This window comes from Pseudoalteromonas sp. NFXS53 (genome assembly GCF_056629255.1).
This window is the reverse complement of sequence record NZ_JBWVBR010000010.1, coordinates 145,753-163,597: the sequence shown is the minus strand read 5'-3', so window position 1 is coordinate 163,597 and position 17,845 is coordinate 145,753. Positions and strand designations below refer to the sequence as shown.

Below are 17,845 nucleotides of genomic sequence, written 5' to 3'. Positions count from 1 at the left end.
AAATGGTGCCGACTATCCGAGTCGAACGGATGACCTACTGATTACAAGTCAGTTGCTCTACCAACTGAGCTAAGTCGGCAACACCGAAAATAAGTGGTGCCCAGAGGCGGAATCGAACCACCGACACGAGGATTTTCAATCCTCTGCTCTACCGACTGAGCTATCTGGGCAAACACATCACCTAAACGATTAAACTTGGTAACCGTCTGGGCGTGCGGCGTATTAAACGAGTTTTGCCCCTTCAAGTCAACCCTTTTTTTAAAAGCAACGTTTGCTTGCTTAGTTTTCAACCATCAATAGCAAAGTTTGTACAAACAGTGTCTTAATTGCTCAAAAGTACGTCACTAAAAAGAGATAACCATGCTTAAAGGTTGAATGGAAAATGCTTAAAAACGGCGAGCTTTAATAACAAGACAATGTTACGATTGGGTACTTAATAAACCAATAATAATCAAATTCTAGAGCAGTTAAATCGGACCTTATCAATGCCAAACTCTGAGAATATAAAACTATCAGGCTTTTTACCTCTGGTGCTAACAAGTATATTAACTGTTGGCTCTATTTGTGCTGCAGCCGCGTACTTTCTTCCTAAATCACAACAAGCACCACAAATTGATTTTGCCAATCAAGCACAGCAGCTTTCTGAACCACTTGCAAATACTATGATGAAACAAGGGTTCAGTCAGGTTAAGAAGTTACTGGCTGGTATTTCAGAGGCCGATCCCAACACCCAATATTATCTATATAGTATGACGGGTATGGCAGAGCCCGCTCTCATATTCCAAAGTAACGAAACTGCAATTGCACCAATTTCACAAGTGAAGCAATTTAAAGTTGGCAACACGCTAACTGTTCATCAACCTTTAAAGCTTGATGGACAATATGTTGGCGAATTGGTTATACAGCACAAAGTAAAAACCAGCAGCAACACAAGCAATATCGCATATGGTTTATTTGCACTGGCTTTATTGATGGCATTTGGTTTTGCACTTCTTGCACAACGCCGTCTCGCTCAACAGCTTGCGACTGACAAGCAAAAGCTAAAATCAGAACTTAAAAAGGTGACAGAAGAGCAAGATTATAAAAGGTTCATTGATAGCAACTTAGGATTTGGTTTTGACGAAGTAGCTCAATCTATTAATGATGTACTACAACAAGTGCAGACTTCGATAGACAATAATCAAACTTCTGAAAAAGAGCTCAAGCAGCTTCAAACTAGCTTAGAAACAGAAGTACAAGCTAGAACACTGGCGCTTGAAAAGGCGACTATGAACGCCGAACGTGCCAATGAAGCCAAAACGACCTTCTTAGCGACTATGAGTCATGAGATCAGAACACCGATGAATGGTGTTATTGGTACAATTGATTTATTACGCCAAACAGACTTAGATGGTGCACAACACCGCCTCAGTACCATCATTCGTGATTCAGCTTTCTCTTTGCTGGGTATTTTGGACGATATTCTAGACTTCTCTAAAATTGAAGCCGGCAAGCTACAAATAGATAACACCGCTTTTTCTGTTACCGATACCATTGAAGAAGTGGCACGCGTTTTATCTTCTGTGGCTAAAAAACGTAAACTCGACTTACAACTGGCAATCGCCCCAGATATTCCTAAAAACCTAATTGGCGACAATATTCGTGTTCGTCAGGTTTTATATAACCTGTGTAGTAATGCCATAAAGTTCACAACCACAGACGAAAACCGACAAGGCTTTGTAAAAGTCGCAGTAGAAGTTGCACAAAATACGTCTGAGCATTACACGTTAAGGTTCTCTGTGACAGATAACGGTAAGGGCATGACGCAACTGCAGTTGCGTGAGATCTTTAATCCGTTTATTCAAGCTGAAAACTCGATCACCCGTGAATATGGTGGTACCGGATTAGGCCTTTCGATTTGTAAGAGCCTAATTGAGCTCATGCTGGGCTCAATTAATGTCACCAGTGATTTGGGGATGGGCAGTGAGTTTGTGGTCGAATTACCATTTAGTACCGACGGCAAAGTTGAATATGCTAACAAAGCAGTGCTAGCACAGAAACCTGTTGTTGTGCTCACTGATAACCCCGCTCGTAAAGCAATTCTGTGTCGTTACCTTTCATTTATGGGCGCGAATACTTACGCCATTGACTCAATTGATGAAGCTGAAGAATTCCAGCACACACCAAATTTAATTTGGGTGCTTGATGGCTTAGACGGCATGGCACCAGTGAATGACCAGTTACGCTCTCTGCTTTATTCTCTAGAACAAAATAAACAGCAAGTTATTGTATTAAGCACCATGGACGAGTCTGCGCTTAATCACGCTAATATTTTCTATTTGAATGCGGCACCATTATGTAAGAGCAGCTTTATGACATCGGTAATGGTTGCTGCTGGTTTACATAAACCGAAGCAATTAAAGAAAGCGACCTCTTTCAATAACTTCTTAAATGTCGATAAAGCACGCGCAGAGAATAAGCTTGTACTATTGGCCGAAGATAATGTGCTGAACCAGCAGGTACTCACAGACCAACTTCATTTACTAGGCTATGGCGTTGAAGTCGCTGAAAATGGGGAAGAAGGGTTAGCAATGTGGAAGAAAAACCACTATCCGATCATTCTGACCGATTTACATATGCCTAAAATGTCAGGTTATGACATGGTTAAAGCCATTCGTGATGAAGCAGAAAAAAGCAATGATATCAAAGCTCAGCCTTACATTATCGCTGTCACAGCCAATGCCTTAAAAGGTGAAAAAGAGCGTTGTATTGCAACAGGCATGAATGACTACATTACCAAACCGATTGAATTAAATGTACTAGAAGCGACACTTGCAAAATGGCAGCCTGAAAAACATGTTCAAATGTCGGCTTCGCAAGAAAGTAGCGATGATGACTCTTCTCTGTCTATTGATAACAAAGAAACATCAAACGAGCTTTCTGTTTCTAGCACTCAACAAGCAAAGGATGAAACCACGCATGTTGAAAACGTAGCTGATGATGAGCCACAAAAAGACATACCTGATGCGGATACAGTTTTTGACTCTGATTTAAGCTGGTCTGAAGAGCGACCTAGACAACTAAAAGCTGCAATAGAAGAAGATGTTCATACTTTAGATATAGATGCTTTAACCGAAACAGATAATGATCATTTGTCGTGGCAAGAGCCTGAGGTAGAAGAGATAAAATCGACAACCACTCATGAAGCTAACTATGATCTTGATTTATCATTACAGTCTAACCAAGCTAATAACCTAGAATGGCAAGAAGAAACATCATCTACACCTTCTTCATACACGCCACCTGAAGAGACTTTAGACCTGAGCCAATTTGGCGAGACTGACAGTGATTTAGAATGGAAAGACGATGCCAGCAACGCACAAGCAGATGAGTTTGAGCATGAGATCAATATCGATAATATTGAAGTAGACAGCCAAGACAATATTGATTGGCAAAACCTTAATGATATTGATGAAACTGATTCAGCCTCTTCTGAAGATAAAACAGAAATTGCGATAACAGATACTTTAACTGAAGAAACTGAACAGGTTGGATCTGCAACTCCTTCACAGGCAAACGCTTTAACCGGCTCTTTAAGTAGCATTTCATTAGAATCAAGTTGGGAAGCTAAACCTACAACCCAGGCTTCTGATAATACTATTCCAACACCAAGCTTTGGTTTAGCACCAGAAGGGACTTCGCAAGATGCACTTAACCCTGCAAGCACTCAAGAAAATGTTACGCCTGAAATAAAAGTGCTAATTGAAGATCCTATTGAAGTTGATACTCCTAATGAAGTAAAAGCTATAGAGCCAGAATCAAGCGAGGTTGAGCCAGATATTCAGGCTACTACCGAAGATGATTTACCTGCTGAAGAAAGTATTGAAGAGCCGCAAGTCGATATATCAACACTCGCTGTAGTCGATATTGATATGTTTGATAAATACGTCAATCACGATGAAGCGAAAAAACTGCGTTTCTTCAGAATGTACCTTGAACAAAGTAGTGAGTTGATCCGCGATATATTTGCCAATGTCATGACGCGCGAACAAGACAAGATCATCTCAGACTGCCACCAGCTTAAATCGATTTCAAAGACCGTGGGGGCAATGCAAGTGGCTGAAATCGCGATTCAATTCGAACAGGCATGTAAAGACCGCGAATTAAACATTGATGAGCTAATTAGCTTCAGAGACAAATTAGACGATTACTACACCGATGCGATGATGTTCATGCAAGACTTCATCAAGCAACGTTCAGAGTAAGTCGCCAGATATAAAAAGCCCGCTAGTTTTAAACTGCGGGCTTTTTTCTATAGCTGTTTTATTGTGATTAGCTTTAATACCAACCCTCAATAATACTCAATCATTTTGAGGGACTAAAACTGACGCTAACTTCGTTGGGAATTTCTCAATTAGAACAACTAAATAGCAAAATTTCCGCCTCGTTATCGACAAGTTTTCCTTGCCTCAAAATAGATCACTTAATTAAGAGGATTGGTATAACTAAGAAAAGTTTAGGTTAACTTCCATGCCAAAGCATATAAATCAGTTTGATCACCAAAGACACCATCACTAAAGGCAAAATATACTTACTATATTTTTGCATCTTGTGTAGCCCTAAACTCTCCTGATAACGCTCTAACAGTGGGATCAAAATTAATAAGCTGATAACTAAACTGCCAATTATAATCAGTACATTCATAAAAACTCCTGTTTTACTAAGCCAGAAAGCTAGGCTATCTTCTTCTGCGTTGGCGCTGCCCAAGTACACGTTTTTTATCTCTGTCTTTACGTGCTTTATTAGTATTCTTACGGTTATCTTTGACCTCTCGGGTCAAATCAGGTTCAAAACCACTTAGCCATTGTGGGGTTAGTCGCTCATCTAATAACACTTCAAGCTCTTCAAGTAGCCACTGCTCATCTTGACTGACTAAGCTAATAGCTTTACCAGAGCGCCCAGCTCGACCTGTACGACCAATTCGGTGAATATAATCTTCAGCCACATAAGGTAGCTGAGCGTTAATTACATAATCTAATGTGCTGATGTCTATACCACGCGCCGCAACGTCAGTGGCAACAAGCACACGTACTTTGCCTTCTTTAAACTGCGTTAAGCCTTTATCTCGAGCGCCTTGTGATTTATCGCCATGAATTGCACTGCTCGGCAAACCATCTTTGATTAGTTCTTTCACAAGGCTATCAGCTTGCGCTTTAGTGCGAGTAAACACCAACACTTGCTGCCAATTATTCTTACCAATTAAATAGGCAATGACAGCAGCTTTCTTCTCTTCGTCTATTGCATAAAAGGTTTGTTCAATCGCCTCAACGGTGGTGTTTTGCTGCTCTATGCCTACACGCTTAGGATCGGATAACCAACGACTAGCCAGCTTCTCAACACTTTCATCTAAAGTTGCTGAAAACAGCATGGTTTGTCGTGAGTCAGGTACATGACGCATAATGCGTTTTATCTCACCAATAAAGCCCATATCTAACATTCTATCTGCTTCATCAAAAACCAAATGTTCAAGTTGACTGAGTGACAAAGTGCCTTTAATTAAATGATCGAGTAAACGCCCTGGCGTTGCGATGACAATATCAACGCCTGCCTTCAAACGCTTCTCTTGAGGGCTAATATTGGCACCACCATACAGACATACCACTTTCAATTCAGTATTAGCTGCATATTGCTGAGTATTCTCAGCAACTTGTTGCGCTAGCTCTCGCGTTGGCGCAAGTACTAGCGCCCTAACTTGGCCTTGTTTTGTTTCATCCATTAATAGGTTATTCAGGATCGGCAACATAAACGCCGCAGTTTTACCCGTACCAGTCTGCGCAGTCGCGATGATGTCTTTGCCTGTGAGTGCAAGTGGAATAGTCTGCGATTGAATATCCGTTGGTTTTTCGAACCCGAGTGTTTCAAGAGCAGAATGAATGGCCGGTGCCAAAGAAAAGGAGGAGAAAGACATAAGTATCACTGCGAATAAATAAACTGTGTGCAGTATAACAAAAACGCGCCTGAGGCGCGCTTTATGGTGATATTGTTTATTATAATCTTAAAGAGTTGCTTTGCGCTCATTGTAATAAGCAATCAAGTCGTCGATTGCCTGTTGGTCATAGGCTTTAATACCAGACACTAGCATATGCTTTTCACCACGACCGACTTTTTTACCTTCACTGATGAAGTTAAATTTAAGAATAATTTTGCCGCGTTTACCTTCGTATTCGAACTCAGGTGTATCTGTTTCTAGTTCCACCGACTTTACATTGATATCATCAAAGTGAATAGCCATTGATTCGTAAATAACCATAGGGCGTGCAGGGTTGATCATCACCTCTTTTTCACCCATTACTGGCACTATCATATGCGGGAAAGTTGTGCCTGAGAAAGCCACGTAATTCTTTGTTAAGCTCTCAATTAAAGTTGGGCATTGGCTTGTTTCGCCATCTCGCTTCACCGATAACATTACTTTATCGTTTGATGTTACAGCAAACTCATCTGCCGCTTCAGGAAACTGAAGTTGTGACGTTTCGTCAACCATGCCTTCAAATTTGAAGTACATGTTTTCACTTACACCATAGCGCGATAATACCAGTGAAAATAATAAATCACCTGGCACACAAAACTTCTTCGCATCAGCATCATGCAATGGGTTAAAGTCATCTGCTACTTTTTTAGCGAATTGGCTACCCTGCTCACGTGTGATCGTGACAAACTCAGCATCTTGTTGGTAGTAAGGCGTTAACATACATCTAGTTCCACAACTTTAAGGACGGGCTATATTAGCAGAATAAATTGTTAGAGAGGTCGTATCTGTTGTGAAATTGGCAAAAATGCACCAATAAAAAAGCCACTTTGAAATAAAGTGGCCTTTAAGTCGATATGAATCAAAGTTTTAGTTTAAGCTTTTGGGTAGTCGCGATATGCTTTTTCTAATTTTTTAGCTTGCTTCTTAGACACACCAATGTGCTCTAGTGCCACACGTAAACGTGCGCGAGATAAGTCTGACCCTAAGATTTCCATTGCATCTACAACCGACGTTGAAGACGTTTTACCTGTGATGGCAACAAAGATTGGCTCTAAGAAATCTTTGATCTTCAACTCGTGATGCGTTGCTACTGCTTTCGCAATCGCGAAGATCTCATCTTTTGTCCAGCTACGAAGCGTTTCTAATTCCCAAATAAAGAATTGAAGTGCCTGACGAACAACTTCTTCATCTGCTTTGCCCGCAGTTAATAGTGCAGGGTCGTATTCTGGAATACCACCCACAAAGTGACCTGCTAGGTCCACTAAGTCTGACAGCTTGTTAATACGCGTTTTAGCTTGAGGTAAAATGCGAGATAACGTCTCACCGTTGAACTTCCAATCAACAAAGCGCTGAATCAGTTCTTCATCAGATAGGTTTTCGCGGATCCAAAGACCGTTTAACCAGTTTAGTTTATCGATGTCGAAAATTGGGCCACCAAGCGATACGCGCTTCATGTCAAAGTGCTCTATCATTTCAGCCAGGGTGAACTTTTCACGCTCATCAGGCATTGACCAACCCATACGACCTAAATAGTTAAGCAGTGCTTCTGGCAAGAAGCCCATTTCTTTGTAGTAGTTAATCGACGTCGGGTTCTTACGCTTTGACAACTTAGATTTGTCAGGATTGCGAAGTAATGGAAGGTGACCAAGTACAGGCGCTTCCCAACCAAAATCTTCATACAGCTTTAATAGCTTAGGTGCTGAGTTGATCCACTCTTCGCCACGGAAGATATGACTGATCTGCATGTGGTGATCATCAACAACGTTCGCTAAGAAGTACGTTGGGAAACCATCTGCTTTTAAAAGCACTTGCATGTCTACGTTTTCCCACGGGATCTCAATCTCACCACGTAGGTAATCATTAAACTTGAAGCTACCTTCAGATGGGATCTTCATACGAATAACGTAAGGTTTACCCGCTTCAAGGTTTGCTTTGATTTCGTCTTCGCTTAACAACAGACCACGACCGTCGTACTTAGGACGAAGACCTTCAGCCATTTGCTGTTCGCGCATCTCGTCTAGCTCTTCGGCTGTTGCGAAACAATAGAACGCTTTGCCTTCGTCAACTAGCTGATGCGCAAATTGCTTGTATAAATCGCTGCGCTCTGACTGGCGGTATGGACCGAACTCACCGCCCACATCTGGACCATGATCCCAGTTAAGGCCTAACCAACGCAGGCTATCCATGATCGCTTGCTCTGATTCAGGCGTGCTACGCACTTGGTCTGTATCTTCAATACGAAGAACAAACTCACCGCCTTGTTGCTTAGCAAAACAGTAATTGAAAAGGGCAATATAAGCTGTGCCTAAGTGCGGATCACCTGTTGGTGATGGAGCTACACGAGTACGGATAGTCATGTGATTTCTCTTAATTGATCAGACAATAAAATAATGGCGGGTATGCTAGCACACCCGCCATTATTCGACAAAAAATTACCTAGTATTTTGAGTTTTTTAAGCGGCTTTATCTAAGCCTTGCAAAAACGCAACGATGTCACTTGATTCATACATCCAAGTCACCTTGCCCTGCTCTTCGATACGCAAACATGGCACTTTAACTTTACCACCCTGCTCAGCAAGCTCTTGACGATAAGTTTCGTTATTTTTTGCATCGCGAGTTTCAACTTTTAAACCTTCTCGTTTGATAGTACGGCGTACTTTTACGCAGAAAGGACATGCTTCAAATTGATAAAGCTTAAAGTTCTGCGTTTTTGCATCAAGCTGTTGCTGCGCCTGTGCTTCACGTTTTTTACTTCTAGGCGTGAAAATAAAGTTTAAAAGAAGAATGATACGGCCTAAAAACCAACGAACAAATTTCATAATAACTCCAACGCTTAAAAATCCCGCGGAGTGTATCACAAATTAAAATAATTCAATATCACTGCCCGACACGGCTTGCTGTACAATATTGAGTTGCTGGTAATCACTGACTTGGTTACGGCCGTTATCTTTTGAATGATATAGCGCCATATCAGCCTTATTCACTAATTCAGACAATTGATAGTCATCACCCACTTGAATAAAACCAATACTCATAGTCACATTTGCTACTTGTGGAAAACGCGTGTTTGCAATTAACTCTCTCGCTCTATCTAAAACTTTCCATGCTTGATCAGCATTTTCTGTCATAAATAAGATGGCAAACTCTTCACCACCATAGCGGAACAATAAGTCATCAAATCGAAAATGCGATTTCAAAAGTTGCGATACGAGTACAATCACTTCATCGCCGATTACATGACCAAAAGTATCATTGACCTGTTTGAAGTGATCAATATCAAGAATGGCCAAAAACCAATGCTGTTCTTGGTCTATTTTTTTTTGCTGAAAACGACTTTCATTGTGCATTATTTCTGTGAGCTTTTGCTCGAAGCTTTGTCTATTTAGGAGCTGAGATAAGGGATCAATGGCGCTATTGTGCAGTAACTGCATCTGTAAGAAATAGACATCAAGCAAATGTAAAATAAGCCCTTCTTCTTTATCAGTCAGTAGTACTTTCCCCTCTTTATGTGCTTTGTTGGTGATGATTAAACCACCTAGAGGATGAATATCTGTTTTTGCAAAAAATAGTGTGCGGGTCGGCTGTTTTAATAACTTAATATGTTCAGGTAGTTCATGGATGGCATTTTTAAACAGTTTTAAATATGCATCATATTCTTCTTGGTGCATTACCCCTGAGGCATGGACGGTAAATTGAAACTCTATTTGCGCCTTTATGTGGCAGCATTTTTTACTGAAGAAATAAGCATCAAAGCGGTCACTTAGAAGGTCTTGTAAAATTAAACTAAAGCACTGTTTGAGGTCATTCTCTTTTTTTTGAGAAACCAGCTGTTTAACTAACCCGTAACCACAGTTTGATGTTTGCATAGATACTTGGACTAAAGTGACTTTACTAAAGTGTAGATGGCATCACACTAAATACCCAAACTTTCAAAATAGCTTAATAAATAAACTTATTAAAAATGAGCTTGATAAGAAATTAACAAGCTCACAAGTATATAAAGACAGCTTTGCTTTAGTACCTGCTCTATTAATTAAGTCTGCTAAGTGGAGACTTAATAAAAGACGCTAGTTTAAGAAGTGAGTAGCACTAAATCATCACGATGAATAACGACGTTAGAAAGCCCAAAGCCAAGCTGTTTAGCTATATCTTGACTGTGTAGCCCTTTAATTTGCTCCAACTCTTGACTATTAAACGCACATAAGCCTTTTGCAAACGCCTTGCCCTGGCTATCAATTAAAGTGACTAAATCACCTCGGGTAAACACACCATTTAACCCAACAATTCCTTTTGCTAATAAACTCGCCCCTTGGCAAGTTAAAGCCTCTACCGCCCCTAAATCACAAATAATCGTACCTGTGGATTTTGGACCACTGAGTAGCCATTTTTTGCGACCTTCAAGTGGTGCATCAAACTTTAACACGCGAGTGCTTGGCGCTTCACCATTTAGTACTTCGACTAAAATATTCGGCTCAGAACCTTTTGCAATAATGGTTTCAATGCCGGCACGTTGCGCGATTTGTGCGGCTTGTAATTTGGTCGCCATGCCGCCGGTGCCGAGCGATGTCCCTGAATCACCCGCTAAAGATTTTACGCTGTCATCGATTTCACTAATTTGCGTGATCAACTCTGCATCAGGGTTAGAGCGTGGATCGGCGGTAAACAAACCGACTTGGTCAGTGAGCAAAATAAGCTTTTCAGCATTGGCTAATATTGCCACCAACGCCGATAAATTATCGTTATCTCCCACTTTGATTTCGGCCGTTGCCACTGCATCATTTTCATTAAAAATAGGAATAACATCATGCTTTAAAATCTGCGTTAAAGTGTCTTTCGCCGTCAGGTAGCGCTCTCTGTGTTCTACATCGGCGCGCGTCAATAGCATTTGTGCAACGGGCACATCATAAAGGGCAAACAGCGACTGCCACTGATGGATAAGTTGGCCTTGCCCAATTGCAGCGAGCATTTGCTTTTCACTGACTGAGTTACCTATGGGTGTGGGAAGTTGGCTGCGCCCAGCCGCAACGGCTCCGCTCGAGACGATAACTACTTTATAGCCGCTTTCTCTTAGCTCAACACACTGACGCACAATATCAACCATTCTTGGTTTATTTAGATGCAACTTCCCTGCTGTTAACACACTCGTTCCCAGCTTTACCACAACCAATTTTTTGTTCATAACTCCCCCAATGAATACACTTTGGTTATATCAGAGCCAGTTTTTTGCACAAGTTAAATTTATTCATTTCACAGTCAATGCTAATATGCGCACAGCTTAAATACTGCGGGTAATTACCGCTTTTTATTTAACCTGAGCTTTGGTTAAGAGATTTACTAACGCATTGATATTAAGATGATAATTGATTTTTCAAATCTGCAGCCGGAGACTTTTATCGATAACTAGGCGAATTTACGCGTCAATTGCTGGCCTATTGCAAGTAAATTCAACGCGGTTAACGTTGAAAGTAGCCGCTGGAGATAGATTTATTATCCAGAGCTAAGGTTATTTAACTTTTATGTTTAAGATCAAAGCGGCTTTTTCAAGTACTTGCACAATAGCCAAACAGCACAAAGCAATAGAACAGAAATTAAAGAGTAGATATGAAGAAACATTCAAAGAAAAAAGAACTAATGATGCTGCCACTGCTTTTTATCAGCATTTTGCTTTGTGTTGGCGGTCATTTTATTTTGCAACCCAACTATCAAGATAGCCACATCATTGAATACAGTTTAGCGGCACTGCCCTTTGTAATGTTTGCGGTTGTGATCATAGCCATCAAAATGGCCTTTAAAGCAGAAGAAAAAGAGCAAGACGACTAACTTGGAATTGCTTGTTCGTATTTCGTTATTTATAAAACGTGATAGCCAAACCAATCTGGTACGAGTTGTTGAGTTTTCTCGCTTGGCGTTAGGCGAATATTGTAACCCGTATCGAATAAGTCGACCGCAAAGCAATCATCCACATCGTACAAGTCGTCTTTATGTCGGTGCGACATACCCTGCAATAACTTAGATTTCGCTTTTTGTTTTGCCTCTTCAGGACTTAATGCCACACACAGCATAAACTCATGTTGCTCGGCTAAACTATCAGCCCGATAAGCCCCCATATTTACAAAGAATAACTTTTCTCTTTGCAATGAAGGCGTTTCACTGAGCGTAATTTCATAGCCATCGACATATTTTACAGCCACATAACTGTCCATATGCACTTTGCTTTTGTCACCAACCCATTGTGCTTTTAACTTATCAAAACACGCTTCTATATTTTCACCTATCACAAAGCGTATATCGTGCATTTCAATATGACAGCCCGCTATTCGGCCACCCAAATAAACCATAAATAGATGCATTACGTTCCTTAAAAACTAGAGCTTAAAAACTATGTATATATAGGTATAGTGACAAGAGAAACCGCTCGCCGCAATAATCACGCAAGACTTTAATACACTTGATATAAATAATACGATGGAATTAAATATTCTTTGATATTACTCAAAAACTGAAATCAACAGATAAGAAGAAAGATAATGATAAAACCTCTCACGCTCATAATAGGTATGTGCTTCAGTGCAATAAGCACAGCACATACAACCTTAATTCATAACGTTAACGGCTACACACCGACACTAGATGGCAAAATTGAACGCTTTTCTACCCTCGTTTTTAAAGATGGCAAAGTCGTTAAATATGGTGACAAAGACACAATCAAGCAATTTCCTCAAGCTGAGGCTATTGATGGAGAAGGCAAAACATTACTACCAGGTTTGATTGACGCTCATGGTCATATAATAGGTCTAGGTAACAATCTGCAAAGGCTAGATTTACGGGGCGTTCCTTCAGCAGAAGCTGCAGGTAAAAAGCTGCAAGTATATACTAAAAACAATCCAGATAAGTGGTTGGTTGGCCGAGGCTGGGATCAAACCTTATGGGAAAACAAAGCCTTTCCAACCGCTGCCGATTTAGACAAGTTCGTAAGCGACAGACCGGTTGTGCTCACTCGCGTTGATGGCCATGCTATTTGGGTCAACAGTAAAGCCATGCAACTAGCAGGCATTACCCAAGCAACGCAATCACCAGATGGCGGTGAAATAATTCAAGTGGCAGGCAAGCCTTCAGGTATTTTCATCGATAAAGCAGAAAACTTAGTTTTAAAACATATCCCAAAACAATCGATTGAGCAAAAGCAGCGCGCACTATTTGCAGCATCAAAGCACCTGCTTGGCTTAGGTATTACTTCAGCGCACGATGCAGGTATTGATTACGATACCTGGCGCTTATATCAAGATTTAGCAGAGCAAAACAAACTACCATTTCGTATTTATGCCATGCTTTCAGCAAGCAGCCCTAAGCTTGATCACATGCTAGATGCGGGCGTGATTAAAAAGCAAAATGATTTTTTAAGTATTCGCAGCGTAAAAATTTATGCCGATGGCGCTCTTGGTAGTCGCGGTGCAGCACTCATCAAAGACTATAAAGATAGAAAAAACCATAAAGGCCTTATGCTTGAAAATAAACCTGCACTCGAGACCTTAATGAGCAAAACCTTTAAACATGGTTATAGCGCGCACACCCATGCCATTGGGGACCGAGCAAACCGCATTGTTTTAGACAGCTATGAAAGCCAGTTTAAAACTGTTGGCGGCAAGTTACTTCGTAACCGTATTGAACATGCGCAAATTGTGCACCCTGATGACATTCCTCGCTTTAAGCAACTCGATATTATTCCATCTATGCAACCTGTGCATGCCACCTCTGATATGCATATGGCAGACAAGCGTCTGAGCGACGAGCAATTACAAGGTGCTTATGCGTGGCAAACTTTTCTAAAACAAGGCAGTAAAGTTGCGTCTGGCTCAGACTTCCCAGTTGAACTGGCAAACCCGTTCGACGGGCTTTATTCAGCTGTAACGCGGATGTCGAAGCAACAAACACCAGAAAATGGCTGGCGTAAAAATGAAAAGCTATCACGAGAGCAAGCATTAACTTCATTCACGCTGGATGCCGCTTATGCCGCATTTCAAGAATACAAGCTTGGCAGTTTAGAAAAAGGCAAATGGGCAGACTTTATTTTAATCGACAGAGATTATTTTACAGTGCCTGAAAATGAAATATTCAAGATTGGCGTAGAGCAGACTTGGATAGCGGGTGAAAAGCGTTTTGAGAAGAAGTAATTAGCGCAGTGTTTTAATAATGGCCTTAGCATACTTTGCTGATGTTAAGGCTACTCTGTATTACATTATGAGTTATTGCTTACTCTCTCTAAAAAGCTTAATTAAATGGTAAATATTCACTAATGCTAATAAAGCATTGGTAAATGCCACTGGCCAGGCTTGGATCATCACACCATAAATGGTGAAGCAAATACACCCAGTTAAATTTAACCAACGTAATTTCGTTACATTAGTCATCATTAAAGATAAGACTAAAAAAACAGACGCCAAATACCCTAAATATTCCCAACTCATCGTTCACTCCAACAAATTTCTTTCTTAATCAAAAAGTGCCACATCAAATTTTATTGAAATGCCTCGGCTGCAAAAATTAAGGTAAAAACTCAATAACCACTTAGCATAAGGCATAAGTCATGCTATCTTCGCAACATGTGATTAACTAGGACAATTGTCCTAAGAGCCTTTTAGATGTTCCAATACCACTTTTCTGCCAATCTCGTTGAACAATTACTTCAATTTGCGGGTAATACTTTTGTACACACAAAGAAAGATGTACTGATTCACCAAGATGAACCATTAAGCAAATTAATACTGGTCAGAAGCGGCACTGTCTCTTTTAGTTACGATGTAGGTAATGGTAGACGATTATTACTCGGTCAGCTTGACTGTAATAACACCTTAATTGGCGAAATTGAAGCGCTCAATAATCACCCTTGTACATATACAGTTACCTGTTTAAATGAAGTGCAGTACAACCTCATTGAGCTTAAGCATTGGCGACAACTATTGCTCGACCAGCCAGAGCTTAGCTTATATACCGCACAAACCATCGCGGCAAAGTTCATCGAAAACCAAAAAGTGAACTTAGATAAGCTATTATTGCCGCTTAGCTACAACATTGCTAAAGACTGTTTAATGCGCGCAGAAAACAGCAACCCAACCCTCCTAAGGGCGTATAGCACAGTAAACGCCGAAGCAGAACGATTCGCAACCACAGAGCGAGCTTATCGCCGAGTTGTTACCGAGTTAGTAGATAAGGGCTTAATTGTCAGAACCCCGGATGGCTTAAAGCCAGTAGACATTGATGCATTAGACGACTTTGTTGACAGTTTTGCCTGCTAAAGAACGCTTAAGAGCGTCAAATTTACTTAGTAAATTAATTGTTATATCGCTTTATGCTAGCCCTAAAAAAAGGGACTGATTTTAATAAAAAAATTAAGCTTCTAAATTTGTATATGAACTTTTAATAAAGTATCATTCAGCAGCTTGACGAATAAATAATGAGCTATTATTCTCTAGTTACTAATTTGCATTGCGGGGCAAGGTGATCTTATATCTGCAACATAATTAGTGCACTCTCAGTTTACTTGAAATTAAAGGAAAAGGTAAAAATCATGGGAAACAAAAAGTTTAATTTAACCAAACTTGCCCTAGCAATGGGTGTTACTCTAGGCCTAGCAGGCTGTTTCAGTGACAATGACAACAACATTGACATCAAGCCACCAGTACCAGAAGAGCCAGATACGGTTGTTGTTGGTGAACTTCCAGACGGCGCGGTTGCTCAAAAACAAGCTGCCGCTTTCACTGTATCAGTAGAAGATTTAAGCGGTGCTGCACTTGGTACGGCTGATGCGCCTGTAACGGTAAGAATCACCAAAGGTGCTGATAAAGTTGTATCTTTAGACGGTAGCGAGCTTGCTGCTGAAGAGCTAACACTTAATGCCGGTACTGGTATTTTCTCTGCAGCAGTTGCTGACGTTTCAGAAGAAGTTACAGTTACTGTTAATTTCACTGCGGATGGCTTCATCAATAACAGTACAACGTTTACTCTTTCATCAGACAATACTGACGAATCTGCAACAGTAAGATTAGTTCCTAGAACTTCTTCTGCAGATACTCCAGTAAAAGTAGCAGCTGAATCAAAAGCAGTTGCTGAGCTAGTAAAAGAAGGTGAAACTCTAGCGTTTGATGAAGAAACTGGTGCAATAACAGTAACAGATGAAAACGGTGACCCTCAACCAATTACACTGGCAAAAGAAATCGAACCTGCTACGGAAAAAGACGATAAAGGCGGTGTTGAAGTTGTAATTCCTAGCGGTCGTCAAATGCTTTACCGTGACTCAGAAGGTGAACTGAAGCCACTAACTAGTGCGCCTGAGTTAACAGTTGCTTACTTTAACAATGAAGCAAGTACAGCAACAGAAGCAAACAACAATGGTGATGCAGGTTCTCAAGCTCGCGAAAGCTCAACGCTTGACGTTTTCCCAGGTGGTTTAGACCTAGAAGTACCAGTACCTGCTAGCGATGCAGCTGACGCAGCTGATTCTCCTCAAGCAGGTGCATTCACTACAGCAGGCTTCGTTGCTATCGAATTAACAGATGCTGAAGGTAACAAAGTAAAAGAGTTTGGTGAGACTGACGGTAAGAAAAACAGCATTGAAGTGAAAATGACTGTAGATGCAAACACTGCGAATGCATGTCCTTTTAATTACACTGTTAAAAATGATGATGGTTCATTCAACCTAGATCAAACTACAGTTATGAAAACTGCTACAGACCCTTCGAAAGCGACTAACTCAGCTTACTTCAGAAAAGGTGCCTGTGTAACTGTTGAAGGCGGAACGATTACTTCTCGTCCAGTTGAAGAAGGTGACATCATTCCAGTTTGGAGTTATGACGCAGATGAAGCGCAATGGAGCTTTGAGAGCTACGGTGTTGCACAAAAAGTTGAAGGAAATGACAGTATTTTCAACGTTGCAGTACAAGTAACTCACTTATCTTACTGGAACCTTGATTTCTTCAACTGGCGTGAGCCTAACCGTGGTCAATGTGGTACTAACGGCCGCGTTGAATTTGATATCGTATACGGTGGCGAAAATGAAGTACAAAACAGCACACCATTCTCTCTACTAGTTGAGTCTCAAACTAACGGTTATCGTAAGCTAAAACGTGCTCGTGACTCGTTCTTCTTCGACAAATCAACAATTCTTAGCCCACCTGCATTCCCTGTTTTCTTACAGTTCTTAGAAAATGGTGCAAACATCATCGATGGTGTTAAAGGTGATGAAAATAACCCAGTTGACGGCACTGCGACACGCTTAAAACTTGATGATGTATGTGAGCTAGATGGCAAGACAGTTGTTCTTGTTAATGAAGAGCCTGTAGAAACATTTGCACAACCATTCAAAACTGAACTTGTTTGTAATGTGGAAGGCGCAGATCAACAAGGTCGCGCAGCATCTGCTACAACTGTTTATTTATTCCAAGACGGTTCTCGTGTAGGTTCAATTCGTACAGGTAATGACGGTACAGCTGTATACAATAACCTAGTTGCTGGCGATTACACTGCTCGCGCTGCAAACACGACTGCAAACAACGCACTAACAGAAGCGGTTTCATTCACTGCAAGCGCTAATGAAGTTGCATTAGAGATCCCTGTAGCTAACTGTGTACCTACAGAGAAACCAGTAACAGGTACTGGTGGTTCTTAATTTATAAAGTAAACTGAACTTAAAGCCGTGCATTGCACGGCTTTTTTATTTGTCGAGTAAGCGAGTAAGCGAGTAAGCGAGTAAGCGAGTAAGCGAGTAAGCGAGTAAGCGAGTGAAAGCTTATAGATACATGAATGCATTACAAGCTTTTAATAAATTAAACCGAGTAAAGACAC

At 40.8% G+C, this 17,845-nt stretch carries 14 protein-coding genes, 2 tRNA genes and 1 pseudogene; 6 read left to right on the top strand and 11 right to left on the bottom strand.

All coding sequences use genetic code 11. From position 1 onward, the window contains the following. Positions 1 to 3: 3 nt before the first annotated feature. Both AC1HJP_RS12640 and AC1HJP_RS12635 read right to left on the bottom strand, forming a co-directional pair. Positions 4 to 79 (bottom strand) — tRNA-Thr (locus AC1HJP_RS12640). 15 nt (positions 80 to 94) lie between these two features. Beyond that, positions 95 to 170, bottom strand: a tRNA-Phe gene (locus AC1HJP_RS12635). Between the two features lie 315 nt (positions 171 to 485). Between AC1HJP_RS12635 and AC1HJP_RS12630 the strand changes: the two are divergent. Further along, a pseudogene (locus AC1HJP_RS12630) lies at positions 486 to 2,837 on the top strand (ATP-binding protein); the annotation flags it as partial. A 6-nt stretch (positions 2,838 to 2,843) separates the two neighbouring features. Beyond that, on the top strand, positions 2,844 to 4,244 hold the full coding sequence (locus AC1HJP_RS12625) for an Hpt domain-containing protein (RefSeq protein WP_480362135.1): 1,401 nt from the start codon (positions 2,844 to 2,846) through the stop codon (positions 4,242 to 4,244). Between the two features lie 256 nt (positions 4,245 to 4,500). Here AC1HJP_RS12625 and AC1HJP_RS12620 read toward each other — a convergent pair whose 3' ends face one another. From AC1HJP_RS12620 to proB, 7 genes are all read right to left on the bottom strand, one after another. Beyond that, positions 4,501 to 4,683, bottom strand: coding sequence for a hypothetical protein (locus AC1HJP_RS12620; RefSeq protein WP_421963762.1), 183 nt, complete (start codon positions 4,681 to 4,683; stop codon positions 4,501 to 4,503). A gap of 34 nt (positions 4,684 to 4,717) precedes the next feature. After that, positions 4,718 to 5,947, bottom strand: a complete 1,230-nt coding sequence (locus AC1HJP_RS12615; protein ID WP_480362130.1) for a DEAD/DEAH box helicase — start codon at positions 5,945 to 5,947, stop codon at positions 4,718 to 4,720. 87 nt (positions 5,948 to 6,034) lie between these two features. Further along, positions 6,035 to 6,727, bottom strand: a complete 693-nt coding sequence (locus AC1HJP_RS12610) for a DUF3581 family protein (RefSeq protein ID WP_480362129.1) — start codon at positions 6,725 to 6,727, stop codon at positions 6,035 to 6,037. Positions 6,728 to 6,879: 152 nt separating this feature from the next. Continuing rightward, the gene (gene gltX / locus AC1HJP_RS12605) at positions 6,880 to 8,364 is read right to left on the bottom strand and encodes a glutamate--tRNA ligase (RefSeq protein ID WP_480362128.1); all 1,485 of its coding nucleotides are present in this window, start codon (positions 8,362 to 8,364) and stop codon (positions 6,880 to 6,882) included. A gap of 96 nt (positions 8,365 to 8,460) precedes the next feature. Continuing rightward, on the bottom strand, positions 8,461 to 8,826 hold the full coding sequence (locus AC1HJP_RS12600; protein WP_480362127.1) for a glutaredoxin family protein: 366 nt from the start codon (positions 8,824 to 8,826) through the stop codon (positions 8,461 to 8,463). 42 nt (positions 8,827 to 8,868) lie between these two features. Next, the gene (locus tag AC1HJP_RS12595; RefSeq protein ID WP_480362126.1) at positions 8,869 to 9,873 is read right to left on the bottom strand and encodes a GGDEF domain-containing protein; all 1,005 of its coding nucleotides are present in this window, start codon (positions 9,871 to 9,873) and stop codon (positions 8,869 to 8,871) included. A 206-nt stretch (positions 9,874 to 10,079) separates the two neighbouring features. After that, positions 10,080 to 11,186, bottom strand: a complete 1,107-nt coding sequence (gene proB, locus AC1HJP_RS12590; protein WP_480362125.1) for a glutamate 5-kinase — start codon at positions 11,184 to 11,186, stop codon at positions 10,080 to 10,082. A 422-nt stretch (positions 11,187 to 11,608) separates the two neighbouring features. Between proB and AC1HJP_RS12585 the strand changes: the two genes are divergently transcribed. Beyond that, positions 11,609 to 11,827: a hypothetical protein gene (locus AC1HJP_RS12585; RefSeq protein WP_058029020.1), complete on the top strand. Its 219-nt coding sequence runs from the start codon at positions 11,609 to 11,611 to the stop codon at positions 11,825 to 11,827. Between the two features lie 29 nt (positions 11,828 to 11,856). On the opposite strand, the gene AC1HJP_RS12580 is transcribed toward AC1HJP_RS12585, so the two are convergent. Continuing rightward, a complete protein-coding gene (locus AC1HJP_RS12580) occupies positions 11,857 to 12,357 on the bottom strand; it encodes a DUF1543 domain-containing protein (protein ID WP_480362124.1) in 501 nt (166 codons plus the stop codon). 177 nt (positions 12,358 to 12,534) lie between these two features. Between AC1HJP_RS12580 and AC1HJP_RS12575 the strand changes: the two genes are divergently transcribed. After that, positions 12,535 to 14,178, top strand: coding sequence for an amidohydrolase (locus AC1HJP_RS12575; RefSeq protein WP_480362123.1), 1,644 nt, complete (start codon positions 12,535 to 12,537; stop codon positions 14,176 to 14,178). A 72-nt stretch (positions 14,179 to 14,250) separates the two neighbouring features. Here AC1HJP_RS12575 and AC1HJP_RS12570 read toward each other — a convergent pair whose 3' ends face one another. Then, positions 14,251 to 14,472: a uroporphyrinogen decarboxylase gene (locus AC1HJP_RS12570; RefSeq protein ID WP_480362122.1), complete on the bottom strand. Its 222-nt coding sequence runs from the start codon at positions 14,470 to 14,472 to the stop codon at positions 14,251 to 14,253. A gap of 174 nt (positions 14,473 to 14,646) precedes the next feature. On the opposite strand from AC1HJP_RS12570, the gene AC1HJP_RS12565 reads away from it, so the two are divergent. Together AC1HJP_RS12565 and AC1HJP_RS12560 are read left to right on the top strand one after the other, a co-directional pair. Continuing rightward, positions 14,647 to 15,300, top strand: coding sequence for a Crp/Fnr family transcriptional regulator (locus AC1HJP_RS12565; protein ID WP_404391134.1), 654 nt, complete (start codon positions 14,647 to 14,649; stop codon positions 15,298 to 15,300). A gap of 272 nt (positions 15,301 to 15,572) precedes the next feature. Beyond that, positions 15,573 to 17,669: a hypothetical protein gene (locus AC1HJP_RS12560; RefSeq protein WP_480362121.1), complete on the top strand. Its 2,097-nt coding sequence runs from the start codon at positions 15,573 to 15,575 to the stop codon at positions 17,667 to 17,669. Positions 17,670 to 17,845 lie beyond the last annotated feature (176 nt).